At 36.5% G+C, this 14598-nt stretch carries 16 protein-coding genes; 6 read left to right on the top strand and 10 right to left on the bottom strand.

Translation table 11 applies throughout. The features are described from left to right. Nucleotides 1-783, top strand: a complete 783-nt coding sequence (locus DKG80_RS12640) for a (Fe-S)-binding protein (RefSeq protein ID WP_245907007.1) — start codon at nt 1-3, stop codon at nt 781-783. A 16-nt stretch (nt 784-799) separates the two neighbouring features. On the opposite strand, the gene DKG80_RS12635 is transcribed toward DKG80_RS12640, so the two are convergent. From DKG80_RS12635 to DKG80_RS12600, 8 genes are all read right to left on the bottom strand, one after another. Further along, nucleotides 800-1489, bottom strand: a complete 690-nt coding sequence (locus DKG80_RS12635) for a 3-keto-disaccharide hydrolase (protein ID WP_245907006.1) — start codon at nt 1487-1489, stop codon at nt 800-802. Between the two features lie 217 nt (nt 1490-1706). Continuing rightward, entirely contained in the window at nt 1707-2288 is a 582-nt protein-coding gene (coaE, locus tag DKG80_RS12630; RefSeq protein WP_109831704.1) for a dephospho-CoA kinase, read from the bottom strand. Beyond that, nucleotides 2285-3226, bottom strand: a complete 942-nt coding sequence (locus DKG80_RS12625; RefSeq protein WP_109831703.1) for a YbbR-like domain-containing protein — start codon at nt 3224-3226, stop codon at nt 2285-2287. The genes coaE and DKG80_RS12625 overlap by 4 nt, the downstream gene beginning before the upstream one ends. Before the next feature lie 21 nt (nt 3227-3247). After that, nucleotides 3248-3559 carry a preprotein translocase subunit YajC gene (gene yajC, locus DKG80_RS12620; protein ID WP_109831702.1) on the bottom strand — a complete coding sequence of 104 codons (312 nt, stop codon included), beginning with the start codon at nt 3557-3559 and terminating at the stop codon, nt 3248-3250. 9 nt (nt 3560-3568) lie between these two features. Continuing rightward, on the bottom strand, nt 3569-4087 hold the full coding sequence (locus tag DKG80_RS12615; protein ID WP_109831701.1) for a DUF1573 domain-containing protein: 519 nt from the start codon (nt 4085-4087) through the stop codon (nt 3569-3571). A gap of 92 nt (nt 4088-4179) precedes the next feature. Further along, the gene (locus tag DKG80_RS12610) at nt 4180-4485 is read right to left on the bottom strand and encodes a YtxH domain-containing protein (RefSeq protein WP_109831700.1); all 306 of its coding nucleotides are present in this window, start codon (nt 4483-4485) and stop codon (nt 4180-4182) included. Between the two features lies 1 nt (nt 4486). Continuing rightward, nucleotides 4487-5596 carry a transcription antitermination factor NusB gene (gene nusB, locus DKG80_RS12605; RefSeq protein WP_162555860.1) on the bottom strand — a complete coding sequence of 370 codons (1110 nt, stop codon included), beginning with the start codon at nt 5594-5596 and terminating at the stop codon, nt 4487-4489. 57 nt (nt 5597-5653) lie between these two features. Beyond that, complete coding sequence (locus DKG80_RS12600) at nt 5654-6754, bottom strand: Glu/Leu/Phe/Val dehydrogenase dimerization domain-containing protein (protein ID WP_109831698.1); 1101 nt, start codon at nt 6752-6754, stop codon at nt 5654-5656. Between the two features lie 282 nt (nt 6755-7036). Between DKG80_RS12600 and fbp the strand changes: the two genes are divergently transcribed. Then, entirely contained in the window at nt 7037-8047 is a 1011-nt protein-coding gene (gene fbp, locus DKG80_RS12595; protein ID WP_109831697.1) for a class 1 fructose-bisphosphatase, read from the top strand. A gap of 35 nt (nt 8048-8082) precedes the next feature. Here fbp and DKG80_RS12590 read toward each other — a convergent pair whose 3' ends face one another. Then, nucleotides 8083-9282: a lipoprotein N-acyltransferase Lnb domain-containing protein gene (locus DKG80_RS12590; protein WP_109831696.1), complete on the bottom strand. Its 1200-nt coding sequence runs from the start codon at nt 9280-9282 to the stop codon at nt 8083-8085. Between the two features lie 82 nt (nt 9283-9364). Here DKG80_RS12590 and DKG80_RS12585 point away from each other — a divergent pair, with 82 nt between their 5' ends. Both DKG80_RS12585 and DKG80_RS12580 read left to right on the top strand, forming a co-directional pair. Beyond that, on the top strand, nt 9365-10387 hold the full coding sequence (locus tag DKG80_RS12585) for an SPASM domain-containing protein (protein WP_109831695.1): 1023 nt from the start codon (nt 9365-9367) through the stop codon (nt 10385-10387). Then, nucleotides 10380-10937: a 2'-5' RNA ligase family protein gene (locus DKG80_RS12580; protein WP_109831694.1), complete on the top strand. Its 558-nt coding sequence runs from the start codon at nt 10380-10382 to the stop codon at nt 10935-10937. The genes DKG80_RS12585 and DKG80_RS12580 overlap by 8 nt, the downstream gene beginning before the upstream one ends. Nucleotides 10938-11124: 187 nt before the next feature. Here DKG80_RS12580 and DKG80_RS12575 read toward each other — a convergent pair whose 3' ends face one another. Then, complete coding sequence (locus DKG80_RS12575) at nt 11125-11616, bottom strand: DUF6702 family protein (RefSeq protein ID WP_162555859.1); 492 nt, start codon at nt 11614-11616, stop codon at nt 11125-11127. 84 nt (nt 11617-11700) lie between these two features. Between DKG80_RS12575 and DKG80_RS12570 the strand changes: the two genes are divergently transcribed. Both DKG80_RS12570 and DKG80_RS12565 read left to right on the top strand, forming a co-directional pair. Beyond that, a complete protein-coding gene (locus DKG80_RS12570; RefSeq protein ID WP_109831692.1) occupies nt 11701-12282 on the top strand; it encodes a HupE/UreJ family protein in 582 nt (193 codons plus the stop codon). Nucleotides 12283-12293: 11 nt separating this feature from the next. Next, a complete protein-coding gene (locus DKG80_RS12565; RefSeq protein ID WP_221409121.1) occupies nt 12294-14534 on the top strand; it encodes a M1 family metallopeptidase in 2241 nt (746 codons plus the stop codon). Nucleotides 14535-14598 lie beyond the last annotated feature (64 nt).

The following is a 14598-nucleotide window of genomic DNA, read 5'->3' as shown; positions in this document are numbered from 1 at the left end:
ATGATGAGAGCAGTACCAACAATGGCTGAGCTAGCCGCACAAGGAAAATCACCTGAGATATTATTTTGGGTTGGATGCGCTGGTTCATTTGATGACAGATATAAGAGAGTGACGGTTGCTTTTAGTGAGATTCTATTATCTCTCAACATAGATTTTGCAGTCTTAGGTCAAGAAGAGGCTTGTACCGGAGATCCTGCACGTAGAGCTGGAAATGAGTTCCTTTTTCAGATGCAGGCTATGGCTAATATACAAGTGCTAAATGGCTACGAAGTAAAAAAGATTGTAACCGCATGCCCTCATTGTTTCAATACAATCAAAAATGAATATCCAGACCTTGGAGGTAACTATGAGGTGATACATCATACCCAATTTCTTCAACAATTAATAGACGGAGGAATGCTTAAAGTAGATGGAGGAGAGTTCAAAGGAAAGAAGATTACTTATCACGATTCCTGCTATCTGGGAAGAGCTAATGATGTCTATGAAGCCCCTAGAGAATTGTTAAAATCTCTAGATGCTGATTTAGTAGAAATGAAGCGATGTCGTACGAATGGGCTTTGCTGTGGCGCAGGTGGTGGTCAGATGTTTAAAGACGCAGAAAAAGGGAAGAAAGAAATAAACATAGAACGTACAGAAGAGGCATTGGATACCGGAGCAAAAGTGATTGCTTCTGGATGCCCATTCTGCATGACTATGTTATCCGATGGTGTGAAGAACAAGGAGAAAGAGGGAGAAGTCGTAGTAAAAGACTTAGCAGAAATTATTTCTGAGTCTATGAAGTAATGAACTTCACTTTTCTTTATAATTCTCTTACCCAAATATTTCTGTAGCTGACAGGGTTTCCATGATTTTGTAAATGAATAGAACCGTCACCATGTGGTTTTACAAAATACTCAGGGATACCTCTGAATTTGGTTGGGCCTCTCAGTTTGAAAGCATTTTGTACTAGAACGCCATTGTGTAATACTGTAATCGTCGGAGGAACAAGGTAAGAGCCATCTTTATTGAAGGAAGGAGCCATATAGATAATGTCATAGGATTGCCATTCTTCTGGTTTTCTACAAGCATTTACTAGCGGTGGACTTTGTTTGTAAATACTGGCTGCTTGACCGTTTTTGTAAGTGCGGTTGTTGTAGTTATCTAATATTTGTACTTCGTATCTGCCATCTGAAAAGAATACTCCACTATTCCCTCTTTTTTGGCCATTTCCTACTGCTGGTGGTGTTCTCCACTCCAAGTGAAGCTGAACTGATCCAAATTTCCTTTTTGTACTAATTCCAGCTTGCCCTTTAGCTACCGAATTTTTATCCACTACAGTCATGAAATCATTCGCTATAGGCCATGTAGCGTCGCCAGGACCACTTTTCCACTCATCTAAGTTAGTCCCATCAAAAAGAACGATGGCATCTGAAGGAGCATCTCCATACTTGTGCCCTGGATTGACAACTGGCACTTCCGGATCCCAGATTTCAGTCAATTTAGGATCCATATCTTTACTGTTTTGAGCTAATATTGGATTCAGCACAGCACAGCAAAATAGGATAAGGATTGTACTTAATGTTCTAACATTAAAAGAGTTGAAATGCATAACTATTTCTATTTATGAGGCTCTAACAAAATAAAAATGATTGATATTCTTGTATAAAATATCTCAGTGCAAAGCATTCGACACCAATCGTTACAATAACGATATCTTAATAGGATAATTACTTTATCAGTTTTTCATGAATCTGTAGTACCTGAGGAATTATTAGATTTGAATCTTCATTGTAGATAACGTAGTCAGCAACTGAAACTCGGGCTTCTTCACTTACTTGTTTATCAATGATTTGTTGAACCTGTTCCTCTGATCGAAACGTGTCACGTTTTATAGTTCTATCTTTTCTAGCTTTTTCTGAAACCGATATTGAAATCAAACTATTAAAATTTTTATATGATCCATTATCGACGAGTAGTGCTGCCTCTTGAAGTACATACGGAGCTCTTTGACTATTAGCCCATTGATTGAAGTCTTCTTTGACTACAGGGTGAACGATACTATTAATTATACGGATATTATCTTCACTATTAAATATTTGCTGTGCTAAATGAGTTCGGTTCAGTTCTTCATCGATATATGATTCTACTCCAAAAGCTGAAATAATAGCGTGTTTTATCTCTAAGCTACTATTCATAAGTAACTTGGCACGATCATCAGCATAATAAATCGGTATGCCGAGTAAGTTGAACACCTTGGCTATTGTAGATTTTCCAGAACCTATTCCACCGGTTAGTCCTACTTTTTTCATCGTTGCCTTTCAATAGCTACTTTATCCACATTTAGGACAATGTCTAAAGCTTTCTCTGGAGAGTACATTAAGATAGGAGCAATAGTTGAGTCTCGTGAATTTAACATACTATAATCGAGAGTGATACTGAAGTCATTTTTATCAACTTCATTTTCATGATCTTCGTCTATGGTATAATAAACTCGAATATTTTTTTGAGTTGCAATAACTGAAGAGTCTCTAGGGAAATTTAAGAACTCTATAGGTACATCAACTTCCTTTAGGACGAAGTTTCGGACATCAAATTCAATAGTCGTTCGAGAAGGTCTAGCTTTAATTAAAGGGTCGATTCTATATTTAAGGTCTTCTTCAAAGTCGCTGTCTATTTCCTTGTCTGCAAAAGCAATTTCTACATTGTTCTCGATTTTAGACATTATAGACTTTGGACCAGTTAATGTTACAGAGTCATTATAGACTTTGATAGGAGAGGTAATTCGATAGTTGTTTCGTAGCGGAATAGTCAAGCTATCAACTATCACCGGGAGTTTTTTGATAACCTTTTCCTCAATATTGAAATACAAAGTGTCTGTAACTACAAACGTGACATCAAGACCGCTGAGTTGTTCTTTGACGATTGGAGTCAGACTTGATCTGGTTAGGAATTTAATAGCACTTGGGTTTTCAAGTGGAATAAGAATCGGAGCTGCATTTATTCTTAATGTTCGACGAATCAAATTCCATCCACCACTTGCTACATCGATTTTGATATACTCAGGTAAGGGAGTAATAATTACCACACTATCTCTGACAAAATCATAATCGAGAGGGTAATTAAGACTGGTTTCATAGTCTTTATTCATGGCATTAAAAAACCAGAAGGTAGCCGCTCCTACTGCTGAGAGCATGACTACCTTCCAATTTTCCTTGATACCAGGTGATAAAAACCTAAATATACTCATTAGCTAATGGCTTTGAGTGTATCAACTTTCATTTGCTTTTTTAGACAATTCCATAGAAATAGAACTTTTTTCAAGTACGATTTTAGTTCCTCTGTCTATATCCAAAGTCACTGTAGTGTCATTGACTTCGGCTACTTTTCCATGAATTCCACCAAGAGTCACCACTAATTGACCTTTTTTAATCTCTTCAGCGTAGTTCTTCTGATCTTTTTGTTTTTTCTGTTGAGGCCTGATGAAGAAAAAGTAGAATACTACTCCCATCACCCCAAGCATTATGAAACTTGAATAACCATTCTCAGAACCTGCTGCTTGTAATAAAATGAATTGTAACATTATTATGATTTAAATAGCTTCCTCCTCTTTAGGAGCTGGAGTCACTTGTGCCTTGATCTTTATCTTAGTCTGGCTAGGGTATGTATTAGCAGTAATTGTTACTGTTTTACTTTGAGCACCAGGCTTTTTCTTACTGTTAAATTTAACTTTCAACTGCCCTTTTTCACCTACACCGATAGGCTCTTTTGGCCATTCTGGAACAGTACATCCACATGATCCTTTAGCATTAGAGATTATTAATGGAGCTTCTCCGTCGTTTACAAAAGTGAAAACGTGTTCAGCTATATCTCCTTCATTGATGGTTCCGAAATCATGTAGTTCTTCTTCGAACTTAAAAGATGGAAGTGGACCTTCAGGTTTTACTTCTGGTTCTGGAGTAGCTGCTTTAACGGTAGATGAAGTATTGCTTTTTAACTGAGCAACTTGCTCTTCTAGATCAGCTATTTTCTTTTCTTGTGCTTTGTTTGAGCATCCAAATGCTACTGTTGCTAACACGGCAACTATAGCGATAAACTTAAAATTTCTCATGTTTATGTTTTGAAAACGTTGAATTATGGGATGTAAAAATAGAAAAGTCCCAATGAAATAAAATTTTGAATATTATATAGAACGGAAAGAAATTAGTCCGCTTTGATTTGATCAAGCAAACCATTGACATCGTCTAGTAGCTTTTCTGCCTTTTCTTTAGCATCGTTAACGATCTTTTGCCCTTCTTCTTTGGCTTCGTTACTGTTTTCGGATAATTGTTCTTTGCCTTCCATGAACTCATCCAAAACTTCGTCAAGTTTCTTTCTGTACTTATCAAGTAAGAAAGACAATCTATCTCTAGTATTTTCACCTTTGTCAGGTGCGTATAAGATACCCATGACAGCACCTGTTGCTGCTCCCGTCAAAAACGCTAAAAGTGAATTCGAATTTTTACTCATTTTATTTATTGTCTAGAAGTCCTCGTCCGCTCTTCTTTATCGCCCCTTCTTTTTGTAAATCTACAGAAAGTACGTCGAGTAGACCATTCACAAACTGTTTACTTTTCGGTGTACTGTATTGCTTTGAAAGTTCAATATATTCATTAATGGTTACTTTGACAGGTATAGACGGAAAGTGAGTCATTTCAGCTATAGCCATTTCCAACAATATACGATCAGTGATAGCTACGCGTTCAATTTCCCAGTTTTTTGATTTGGATTGGATTCTATCTAGATATTCATCTTCATGTTCCAAAGCCAAATCAAAAAGCTCTTTTAAAAATTCTAAGTCCTCTTCCCAGTTTTTTGACAATTCCATAAGTAGAGGTGTGGAATTTTCGTTCTCTATTGATTTTATAGTCTTTAAGACCATACTTCTCAAGATCGTTTTGTCTTCTGCCCAATTGAGATCATCAGACTCAAAATAATTGTTGATGTCCTCATTCTTGAAAATGAACTGCTTATAGAAAGTCAAAGCGAACTCTATGTCATCTTCAATTTTTGGATTGTTCAAGTCGTCGTATTCTTGAAAGAACTCTTCATTTTTCAAGATTTCCTTGTACCAAGTGTTGATTAACGTGTCATCCCATGAAATGTTCTTTTTTACACGCTCTACTTCCAGTTCTTCAAAGTTTTTTAGAGCCTTGATGATACCACTTTTAGCAAAGTTGTTATGTGTAATATTACGTTTGCGTTTTTGTCTTCCGATCTCATTTTCTACAGAAATTATCAATACCAGTAACTTGATATACTCGTCATAAATAGACTGTAAATCATTAACCATCTTCTTTTTAACCGGTAGAATCATTTCTTGGGCTTTATCCTCCCATTTTGATAAGAAAAACTTGGCTTCTTTGATGATTTCCTCTTTCGTATCCTCAGGTACAGCTTCTATACCTTTATCATGAATGATATCAAACACTTTAGCTGTAGTGTCTCGATCTAGAGCCAGTGCTTCCTTATCCTGCTCCTCCATAGAATCTAGGTCTGGCAAGAATTGGTCTTGAGCTTTCTTTTTGTGGATATTGTATTCAGCCACTTTGTTGGTTTGGTAGGCAAATAAGGCTTGCATGCCTTTAATCCTTAATGAACGTCGGTTGAGCATAGTACTCTAAACTAGTTAATATTGTTAATTTCTTAGTTTCAGGTTTCCAATATCCTTGATTCGCTTTTCTGCTAAGTGAATCGCTGCAGCTTGTGGAGTCGTATTTTCGTCTTCACAAGTTTTGAAAACCTTTAAGGTTGTATCGTATATTTTTTCTACTTGTGCTAGTACTCTTTCTTTGTTGTGATTGCCTTCGTATTCGTAGTATACATTAGTAATACCGCCTCCATTGATTAGAAAGTCAGGAGCGTACAAGATACCTTTTTTAGATACTTCTTGATCATGGTGAATTTCATCATGAAGTTGATTATTAGCTGCACCTGCTATAATGTCACAATCCATTAAATGAAGCATTTCATCATTAATAGTAGCACCAAGAGCACATGGGGAATAAATTTCTGTAGGTGTTTTATAAACCTTGTCAGGAGGTATTATTTCTAGATTGTGTTTTTGTGCAATAGAAGAGGCCTTATTCTCAAAGATATCTGAAATCATAACTACGGCCGCTTCTTTAGCTAATAGATCAACTAAATATCCGCCTACATTTCCTGCTCCTTGTACTAAAATTCTTTTACCAGTAAGACTGTCGCTGCCATAAGCTTTTTTTGCAGCTGCTTTCATTCCCATGTATACTCCAAATGCCGTATATGGAGAAGGGTCACCGGCTCCTCCCATAGACTCAGGCAACCCTGTGACATATGGCGTTTCCATGTGAACATATTCCATGTCACGAGTTGTCATATTGACATCCTCGGCAGTATAGTACTTACCATTGAGCGAATTGACAAATTGACCGAATCGACGCATCAGTGTTTCATTTTTGATTTGAGAAGCGTCACCTATAATAACAGCTTTACCACCGCCGGCATTGATACCTGCGATAGAGTTTTTTAATGTCATTCCTCGCGAAAGTCGAAGGGCGTCGGTAATTGCGTCCTGTTCATTAGTGTAATGCCACATTCGGGTCCCTCCCATTGATGGACCTAATACTGTATTGTGAATGGCAATGATGGCTTTTAACCCTGTAGGTTCATCATGACAAAATACGATTTGTTCATGATTAGTATCAGCCATGCTGGAGAATAAAGACTCGTTTGTCTTATCGATGTGTTCCGTTGCAATCATCTTGAATTGTTGTTGCGCAAATCTATTTTGTTTTTGAACATTTCAAGCGAGTATTCAAGAAATAATAGATTCTTTATTCTCTGTTAAATTTCGTGTAAAATTAGTTTTGGTTCAGTACTTCTTTAAATTTCTGTGAATGGTTTTGTTTCTATAGAATCAGATTAGTCTTTCAATTAATTAATCTAAATTTTGATTCTTTGTTCAATTCAGTGCTCTCCGTTTCCAAGTATTTTCTTATTTTAGATTCGTGTTCGTTAACGGAAACCAATTTACCTACAGAATATGAAGACATTAGGGCAATTTATCATTGAAAGACAGAAAGATTTTCCATACGCCAAAGGCGAACTTTCTAGATTGTTGAGGGATATAGGAATTGCTGCTAAGGTTATAAACCGTGAAGTCAATAAAGCTGGCTTAGCTAATATCTTTGGATATAATGGGAACACAAATATTCAAGGCGAGGACCAAAAGAAACTTGATGTTTTTGCTGATGAACAGTTGATCAATGCTTTGACGTCTGGAGATGAATGCTGTGTAGTAGCCTCCGAGGAAAATGATTCATATATTCCTGTGGAGCATAATATTTCTAAAGGTGCTAAGTATGTGGTTTTATTCGATCCATTGGATGGTTCATCAAATATTGAGTACAACGTGTCAATAGGCACTATCTTCAGTATATATAGGAGGACATCAGAGTCTGGTGCTGGACAATTGGAGGATTGTTTACAGGCTGGGAAAAATCAAGTAGCTGCTGGATATATTGTTTATGGGTCTAGTACTATGTTGGTCTTTACTACTGGAAGAGGAGTGAATGGCTTTACATATGATCCTTCAATTGGGGAGTTTTGTTTGTCCCATCCTGATATCAAGGTTCCAGAAGACGGACATATATATTCTGTCAACGAAGGAAATTACCAAAAATTCCCAGAGGGAATAAAAAAATATATTAAATATTGTCAAGAAGAAGATGAGCCTACTAAAAGGCCTTATACTTCGAGGTATATAGGTTCTATGGTCTCAGATTTTCATAGAAACTTGTTAGCCGGAGGCATATACATTTATCCGAGTTATCACAATAATCCGAAAGGTAAGATTCGACTAAGTTATGAATGTAACCCATTGGCTTATATCATTGAACAAGCTGGTGGTATGGCTACAGATGGAGTAAATCGAATTCTAGACATTAAGCCAACAGAATTGCATCAGCGTACTCCAATTATTTTGGGTAGTCGAAATATGGTTCTTAAGGTTATGGATTTTGTTGAAAAATACTCCCAAGTTGCTTTGATATAAAACAAAGTTGGTCAATTGCTTTTCTGATCGTAGAGTTAATTATTTTCTGTTTTATTTCCCAATTGATAAATCCAATAACTTGACCTAAGAATCAACCCAAGCACTATAGGGATAAAGGAAATATGAAGTTCTTGAGGGATAGTCTCTCGAAATATTATAATGCTTGTTAAAGTCGCTACGTATACTATGAAATAGTACTTTAGGATATGCGGAAATTTATTAGTTGCTAAGAAGTAGACGACTACCATATTCAATGGTGTGCACCAAAGAATATTTAGATTCCACTGAGAAAGATGATCTGTAGCTACCCATAGTAGTAGAAGTGCAACACTTAATAAACCAGTAGAACCAAAAAGAATATAGTCAAGAATTTTATATCGGGTGCCATATTTCAAACCGCGATGTGTAGCTAGTCCTATAATAGCAAACAAAGCGATACTAAAGTGTAAAGGTTTAATTGGGCTCGAGGCATCAGGCATAGGAGCTTCTTTATTCAGAATTCGAGTTTCTTTTACAAAGCTGACTGTAGAGTCGCCTCGTGAAATAGAGGCACCGTCGAAAGCTTTCATAAGGTATTCTGGCATATACATGTATGCTTCACCATCAGCTAGCCGATCGATTTCACTTCCCAAACAGAAATCAATACCTACATCACCCCAAGGTTGCTGACCCAAATACATATCCATCAAATCTCGATAGGATAGAGAATCATTGGCATAGGAATAATCATAGTTAATTTGACTACCCAGTAGCTTTTCTATCATATCTCGTATTCGAGTGGAGCAGTTATCATAACAATAGTTGTAATAGTAGTTTTTATTTTCTGGTTCAGAATTAACCATTAACATGACAAACAGTTGTTGTTTTTCTTCTTGTGTCAAGTTGAGAACTTGTTCTGTGATAGTACGATTATGTTTATAATAATATCTGACTGACCTTTTATATTGTTTCACACCCAGCTCATAATACAGTTTGCCTCGAGTAAAATTGAGGTAAAAGTTGGGTTGATTAAAATGGAAAACGCCGTAGTTAAATACCACATCTACACGACGCATAGGGTCTTTGAATCTTAATGCACTATGTCCAAAAGCAGAATAGAGTTCTTCCTGTCCTGGCCCCATAGTCAATAAAGAAACTTCGACGCTATCGGACAGAGTAATATATTCGACAGCTTGAGATGGAATCGAATTGACTAATATTGTAAATAGAAAAATGGCACCTAGTATATTGCGCATTTGGATGTCATGGTTTGTGTGAAACAGTCTACAGTACGAGTCTAAAGACACGCAAATAAGCGCACCAAGTTAACGACCCGAATTGTCTTTTCACGATCATATCAACTTAATTTCCAAATTAACCCTTCTCAAGGGAAAGAGTAGTTTACGCACGTTAAGAAGTTATTACCGTTCTAAAAATGGTTATTATCAAGATCCTGCTCTTCCTATTAGTATAGCTTTTGAACCTACCACTTCATGTAACCTTAGATGTCCTGAATGCCCGAGTGGTTTAAGATCGTTTACTAGAGCCACAGGTATGTTAAATGTAGACTTTTTCAAGAGTCAGATTGATCAAATGAAGAGTCATTTGTGGTATTTAACATTCTATTTTCAAGGAGAACCTTACCTGCATCCAGACTTCTTGAATATGGTTAATTATGCTGGGCGAAGAGGAATATATACTGCCACTAGTACTAATGCTCATTATTTAAATGATGAAAAAGCTGAGGCTACTGTGAAATCAGGGTTGGATCGATTGATTATTTCAATAGATGGCACTAGTGAAGATACTTACCAGCAGTATCGAGTAGGTGGTAAACTTGAAAAAGTGCTAGAAGGTACACGGAATATCGTGAAGTGGAAGCAGAGATTAAAATCGAAAATTCCTTATCTCATTTTTCAATTCCTGGTAGTTCGACCAAATGAACATCAAATTGAAGATGCGAAGCTGTTGGCAAAAGAGATTGGAGTTGATGAAATTCAATTCAAATCGGCTCAGGTTTATGATTTTGAAATTGGTTCGCGGCTTATCCCCGAAAATCAAAAATACTCGCGCTATTTCCGAAATTCAGAAGGTAAATATTCCTTGAAAAACCCTTTGGATAATCAATGCTGGAAAATGTGGCAAAGCTGTGTAATTACTTGGGATGGTAAAGTTGTACCTTGTTGTTTTGATAAAGATGCTGAACATGTAATGGGGGATTTGAAAAAACAATCCTTAGAGGAAATTTGGTATTCGAACAGATATCAAACGTTTAGAAAGGCTATTCTGACTTCGCGTTCTAAGATTGACATTTGTAAAAATTGTTCGGAGGGGTTAGACGTATCTTTGACAGATGTCTGATAAAGGCCTTTATTTTATTGCTATCGTTCCAGAGGCCCCATTATATGAGGAACTAATGTGGCAAAAGCGTTTTGTAGCTGATCATTTTCAGTCCAAAGCAGCTTTAAATTCACCACCGCATATCACTTTACATATGCCTTTCAAATGGCGATCAGATAGAGAAGGGCCATTATTAGAAAAACTAACAGAGTTTCATTTTTCAGGGAGCTCATTTGAAATCCAACTAAAAAACTTTGATTTTTTTGAACCAAGAGTAGTTTTTATTGATGTGATTGAAAATCCTGTGCTTAGGAGTCTCTTTACTGAGCTTTCTAAGCATATTCGAAAGGAACTAAAACTTGTTAATGCTGATTACAAGTCGAGAGGTTTTCAACCTCATGTGACTATTGCTTTCAGAGATCTCAAGAAGCCCAAGTTTTTTGAAGCCAAAGATTATTTTGATAGGCAGGTTTTCGAGGCTCGATTTTTTGTGGATGGTTTTTGGATTTTAAAACATGATGGCAGAAAATGGAACCCGTTTCGATTTTTTCATATCAATAATTCATCTTGAATTATAAGTTGAAATCAGATCTTTCAAATTTAAAACTTGTTGTTGTTCAACTGTTTTTGAAAACTAACAATTAAACAGTTGTGTTTTATTGGATTATTGTTCGGTTATTTAACAAGGCTAAGACTGAATCGAACAAGAGATTTAAATAATCATTTCAGTCGAAAGTCCAATTGTCTATAGTACTGTGCTATTCATATTTTATGGTCTCACTAATGTTATTCTTGTCTAGTTTTAAGGATTTTGTGTTACCATCTTTTTTGACATGAACAATATTTACTTGATCATTAAATGAGGATACAAAAACACTATTAGTTACCTCTATTTCTTTAACCTTATTGATGCCCGTACCCTCTAGGTAAATTACCATTACATCCTCTTTAAGTCGATTACCAATATGAACTAACTCAATATATTTGCCATTGACTTTGACAGATAAGTTCTTGTTTACATAATTGATAATTAACCGCTTTATTCCAACATCATCAGATGAATTAAGAATGTCAATTGGTAGATTCGGTGAGGAATTAAGCAAAACCTCTTCGAGATCGTCGGCGAAAACTTTAAGCGAAATTTGAATAGCTTTTTCTTGTTGGATGTGATTAATTTCGCAGACTGACAGGTGATAGCTATGATTCCAGCCAAATAGCATAAGAAAGGCTGTTAAAAAGGTTGTATGCATGCTGATTATATTATGGTATGTTTGCCGTCAAGAATTTAGCCAAAAATAAATATCCCTTTCATTTATTAGCTTAAATCTACATTAATGTCTGACTTTTGGTTGTTTTTTGATCTTGGACGAGATCACATTTTAGATATAAAGGCGTATGATCATGTTCTATTTGTGGTAGCATTATGTGCCGCGTTTAGATTATCAGAATGGAAGAGAGTTTTGATATTGGTTACAGCGTTCACAACTGGTCATTCAGTAACACTAGCGATGGTAGTACTTGACGTCATTAAGATTAACGCAGCACTTGTTGAGACACTAATACCGATTACTATTTTATTGACAGCATTATCTAATATCCATTTTCGGAATAAACAGCAAAATCAATCAAACTTGCAATTGAATTACACTCTAGCGCTTGTGTTTGGGTTTATTCATGGTATGGGTTTTTCAAATTATTTGAAAAGTCTACTCGGAAGTGATATTTCTATAGTTAATCAACTTTTGGCATTTAATGTAGGGCTTGAACTTGGACAAGTGTTCATTGTATTTGGGTTCTTTGGAATAGTTTTTATAGTAGAGAGATTTAAATTACTTAATAAACCAGATTGGGTATTGGCAGTGTCTTCAGCAGTAGGAGGCGTGTCTATTACCTTATTATTGGACGTATGGTTTTGAACAGATATAATATGATTAGAAGATTAATAATTTTAATTGCAGTATTGGCACCTTTGAGTGTATTCTCGCAGGGAGAATGGAATCAAAAGTTTGAACAGTTAGGTACGGATCTACCTACTCCAAATACTTATAGAACTGCTTCTGGTGCGCCAGGGAAAGACTATTGGCAGCAAAGAGCTGACTACAAAATAGCGGTTACTCTTAAGGATGAAACACAATCCATTGAGGGAGAAGAGACTATCACTTATTACAATTATTCTCCAGATGATCTTAAGTATTTATGGGTACAACTGGATCAAAACATAAGAGACCAAAACTCTGAGGCAGTTCAGATAGATAGTGATGGACTCAATAGAGTTTCTCAGATGAAAAAAGAGTTGTCGGGCAAGCAACTTCAAGCTTTGGGTCGTGACTTTGATTTCGATGGCGGTTTTAAAATCACTTCTGTTACGGATTCAGAAGGTAAGGATCTTCCAAATTTAATCAATGGAACGATGATGAGAATTGACTTGCCAGAACCGCTTGTTCCGCAAGGGGAAGTGTCTTTTAATATCAAATGGAAATACAACGTACAGGATAGAATGAATATGAGAGGTCGTTCAGGGTACGAGTATTTTCCAGAAGATGAAAATTATCTCTACACGATTGCTCAGTTCTATCCTAGAATGGCTGTATATGATAATGTAGAAGGATGGCAAAACAAGCAGTTTCTTGGAAATGGTGAGTTTACCCTTGAGTTTGGTGATTTTGAAGTTGACCTGACAGTACCAGCTGATTTTGTAGTGGCGGCGACAGGTTCTTTGCAGAATGAGACTGATGTTCTTACTATGAAGCAAATGGACAGAATGAAAAAAGCGCGTAAATCATTTGAAAAACCTTTTTTCATTATCACAGAAGAAGAAGCTAAGGCTAATGAAAGCTCAAGATCTAAGGAGTCAAAAACATGGAAGTTTAAAGCTGAAAATGTAAGAGACTTTGCTTTCGCAGCTTCTAGAAAGTTTATTTGGGATGCCCAAGCTGTTAAGATCGGGGATAAAACTCCAATGGCTATGTCTTTCTACCCTAAGGAAGGAAACCCTCTTTGGGAGCTAGAATCAACTAAGGCTGTGGTTAATACTTTGAAAACTTATTCAAAGTATACCATTGACTACCCTTATCCAGTGGCAATTTCGGTTCATTCAGCGTCTATAGGAATGGAGTATCCAATGATTTGTTTCAATTGGGGACGTCCTGATGCAGACGGGAAATATACTGACGCTAAGAAATGGAGAACGATTATGGTTATAATCCATGAAGTAGGTCATAATTTCTTTCCTATGATTATCAACTCTGACGAAAGACAATGGACTTGGATGGATGAAGGACTAAATTCTTTTGTTGAGTCAGTTACCGAGCGAGAGTGCTATCCAGACATGCCTGTACGAAGAGGCCCGGCTAAGACTATTGTAAAGTACATGAAGAGCGATAAAGAGATGATGCGTCCTATTATGACGAATTCGGAGCAGATTATTCAGTTTGGTAATAATGCTTATGGAAAGCCTGCTGCAGGATTGGATATTCTTCGTCAGACTGTAATGGGGCCTGAATTATTCGACTATGCGTTTAAGGAATACGCTACCAGATGGGCATTTAAACATCCTACACCGGCAGATTTTTTCAGAACTATGGAAGATGCTTCAGCGATCGATTTAGATTGGTTTTGGAAAGGGTGGTTCTATACTACAGACAATGTTGATATCTCAGTAGATAAAGTAACTTGGTTCCAAATGGGAATCCCTGAACCAGAGGAACTAGAAAATAAAGCTAAGAGAAGTCGCAAAATCAAAAAGTCAGGTGGAGAAACTGAAAGTATGACCACACAAATCAATGATGAACCAAAAACTTTTTCAGTAAAAGACACTGATAAGAAATATTATGGTGAATTTATGAACGTGATTGATGACAAGAAAATCATGATGAATCATGAAAATAAGCAGTTTTATGAAGTGAAGTTTAGCAATCAAGGAGGTCTAGTAATGCCAGTAATTATCAAATGGACATATGAAGATGGAACTGAAGAAACTGAAAAACTTCCTGCTGAAGTATGGAGAATGAACGAACAGGAGTTTACTAAGGTCTTTATTAAGGATAAGAAAGTCGTGGGAGTTCAGATTGACCCACTGGAAGAAACTGCTGATGTCAACCCAGAGAACAACTTCTTCCCAAGGTCACTTTATGAATCTGAATTTGATGAGGTAAAGAAGGAAGGATAAGTCAATAAATGTGACTTTATACGATGAAAGCCTTCAGTCGCAATGGAATTGTAACTGGAGGCTT

Origin of the sequence: Reichenbachiella versicolor (genome assembly GCF_003171675.1) — a bacterium.
GTDB lineage: Bacteria > Bacteroidota > Bacteroidia > Cytophagales > Cyclobacteriaceae > Reichenbachiella > Reichenbachiella versicolor.
The sequence above is the reverse complement of the archived record's forward strand: the minus strand, read 5'-3'. Positions and strand labels throughout refer to the sequence as shown.

Excerpts from the sequence above, each read along its gene's own strand:
- DKG80_RS12640 (WP_245907007.1), top strand. The coding sequence starts at position 1 with ATGATGAGAGCAGTACCAACAATGGCTGAGCTAGCCGCACAAGGAAAA.
- DKG80_RS12635 (WP_245907006.1), bottom strand. The coding sequence starts at position 1,489 with ATGGATCCTAAATTGACTGAAATCTGGGATCCGGAAGTGCCAGTTGTC.
- coaE (WP_109831704.1), bottom strand. The coding sequence starts at position 2,288 with ATGAAAAAAGTAGGACTAACCGGTGGAATAGGTTCTGGAAAATCTACA.
- DKG80_RS12625 (WP_109831703.1), bottom strand. The coding sequence starts at position 3,226 with ATGAGTATATTTAGGTTTTTATCACCTGGTATCAAGGAAAATTGGAAG.
- yajC (WP_109831702.1), bottom strand. The coding sequence starts at position 3,559 with ATGTTACAATTCATTTTATTACAAGCAGCAGGTTCTGAGAATGGTTAT.
- DKG80_RS12615 (WP_109831701.1), bottom strand. The coding sequence starts at position 4,087 with ATGAGAAATTTTAAGTTTATCGCTATAGTTGCCGTGTTAGCAACAGTA.
- DKG80_RS12610 (WP_109831700.1), bottom strand. The coding sequence starts at position 4,485 with ATGAGTAAAAATTCGAATTCACTTTTAGCGTTTTTGACGGGAGCAGCA.
- nusB (WP_162555860.1), bottom strand. The coding sequence starts at position 5,596 with ATGCAAGCCTTATTTGCCTACCAAACCAACAAAGTGGCTGAATACAAT.
- DKG80_RS12600 (WP_109831698.1), bottom strand. The coding sequence starts at position 6,754 with ATGATTGCAACGGAACACATCGATAAGACAAACGAGTCTTTATTCTCC.
- fbp (WP_109831697.1), top strand. The coding sequence starts at position 7,037 with ATGAAGACATTAGGGCAATTTATCATTGAAAGACAGAAAGATTTTCCA.
- DKG80_RS12590 (WP_109831696.1), bottom strand. The coding sequence starts at position 9,282 with ATGCGCAATATACTAGGTGCCATTTTTCTATTTACAATATTAGTCAAT.
- DKG80_RS12580 (WP_109831694.1), top strand. The coding sequence starts at position 10,380 with ATGTCTGATAAAGGCCTTTATTTTATTGCTATCGTTCCAGAGGCCCCA.
- DKG80_RS12575 (WP_162555859.1), bottom strand. The coding sequence starts at position 11,616 with ATGCATACAACCTTTTTAACAGCCTTTCTTATGCTATTTGGCTGGAAT.
- DKG80_RS12570 (WP_109831692.1), top strand. The coding sequence starts at position 11,701 with ATGTCTGACTTTTGGTTGTTTTTTGATCTTGGACGAGATCACATTTTA.
- DKG80_RS12565 (WP_221409121.1), top strand. The coding sequence starts at position 12,294 with ATGATTAGAAGATTAATAATTTTAATTGCAGTATTGGCACCTTTGAGT.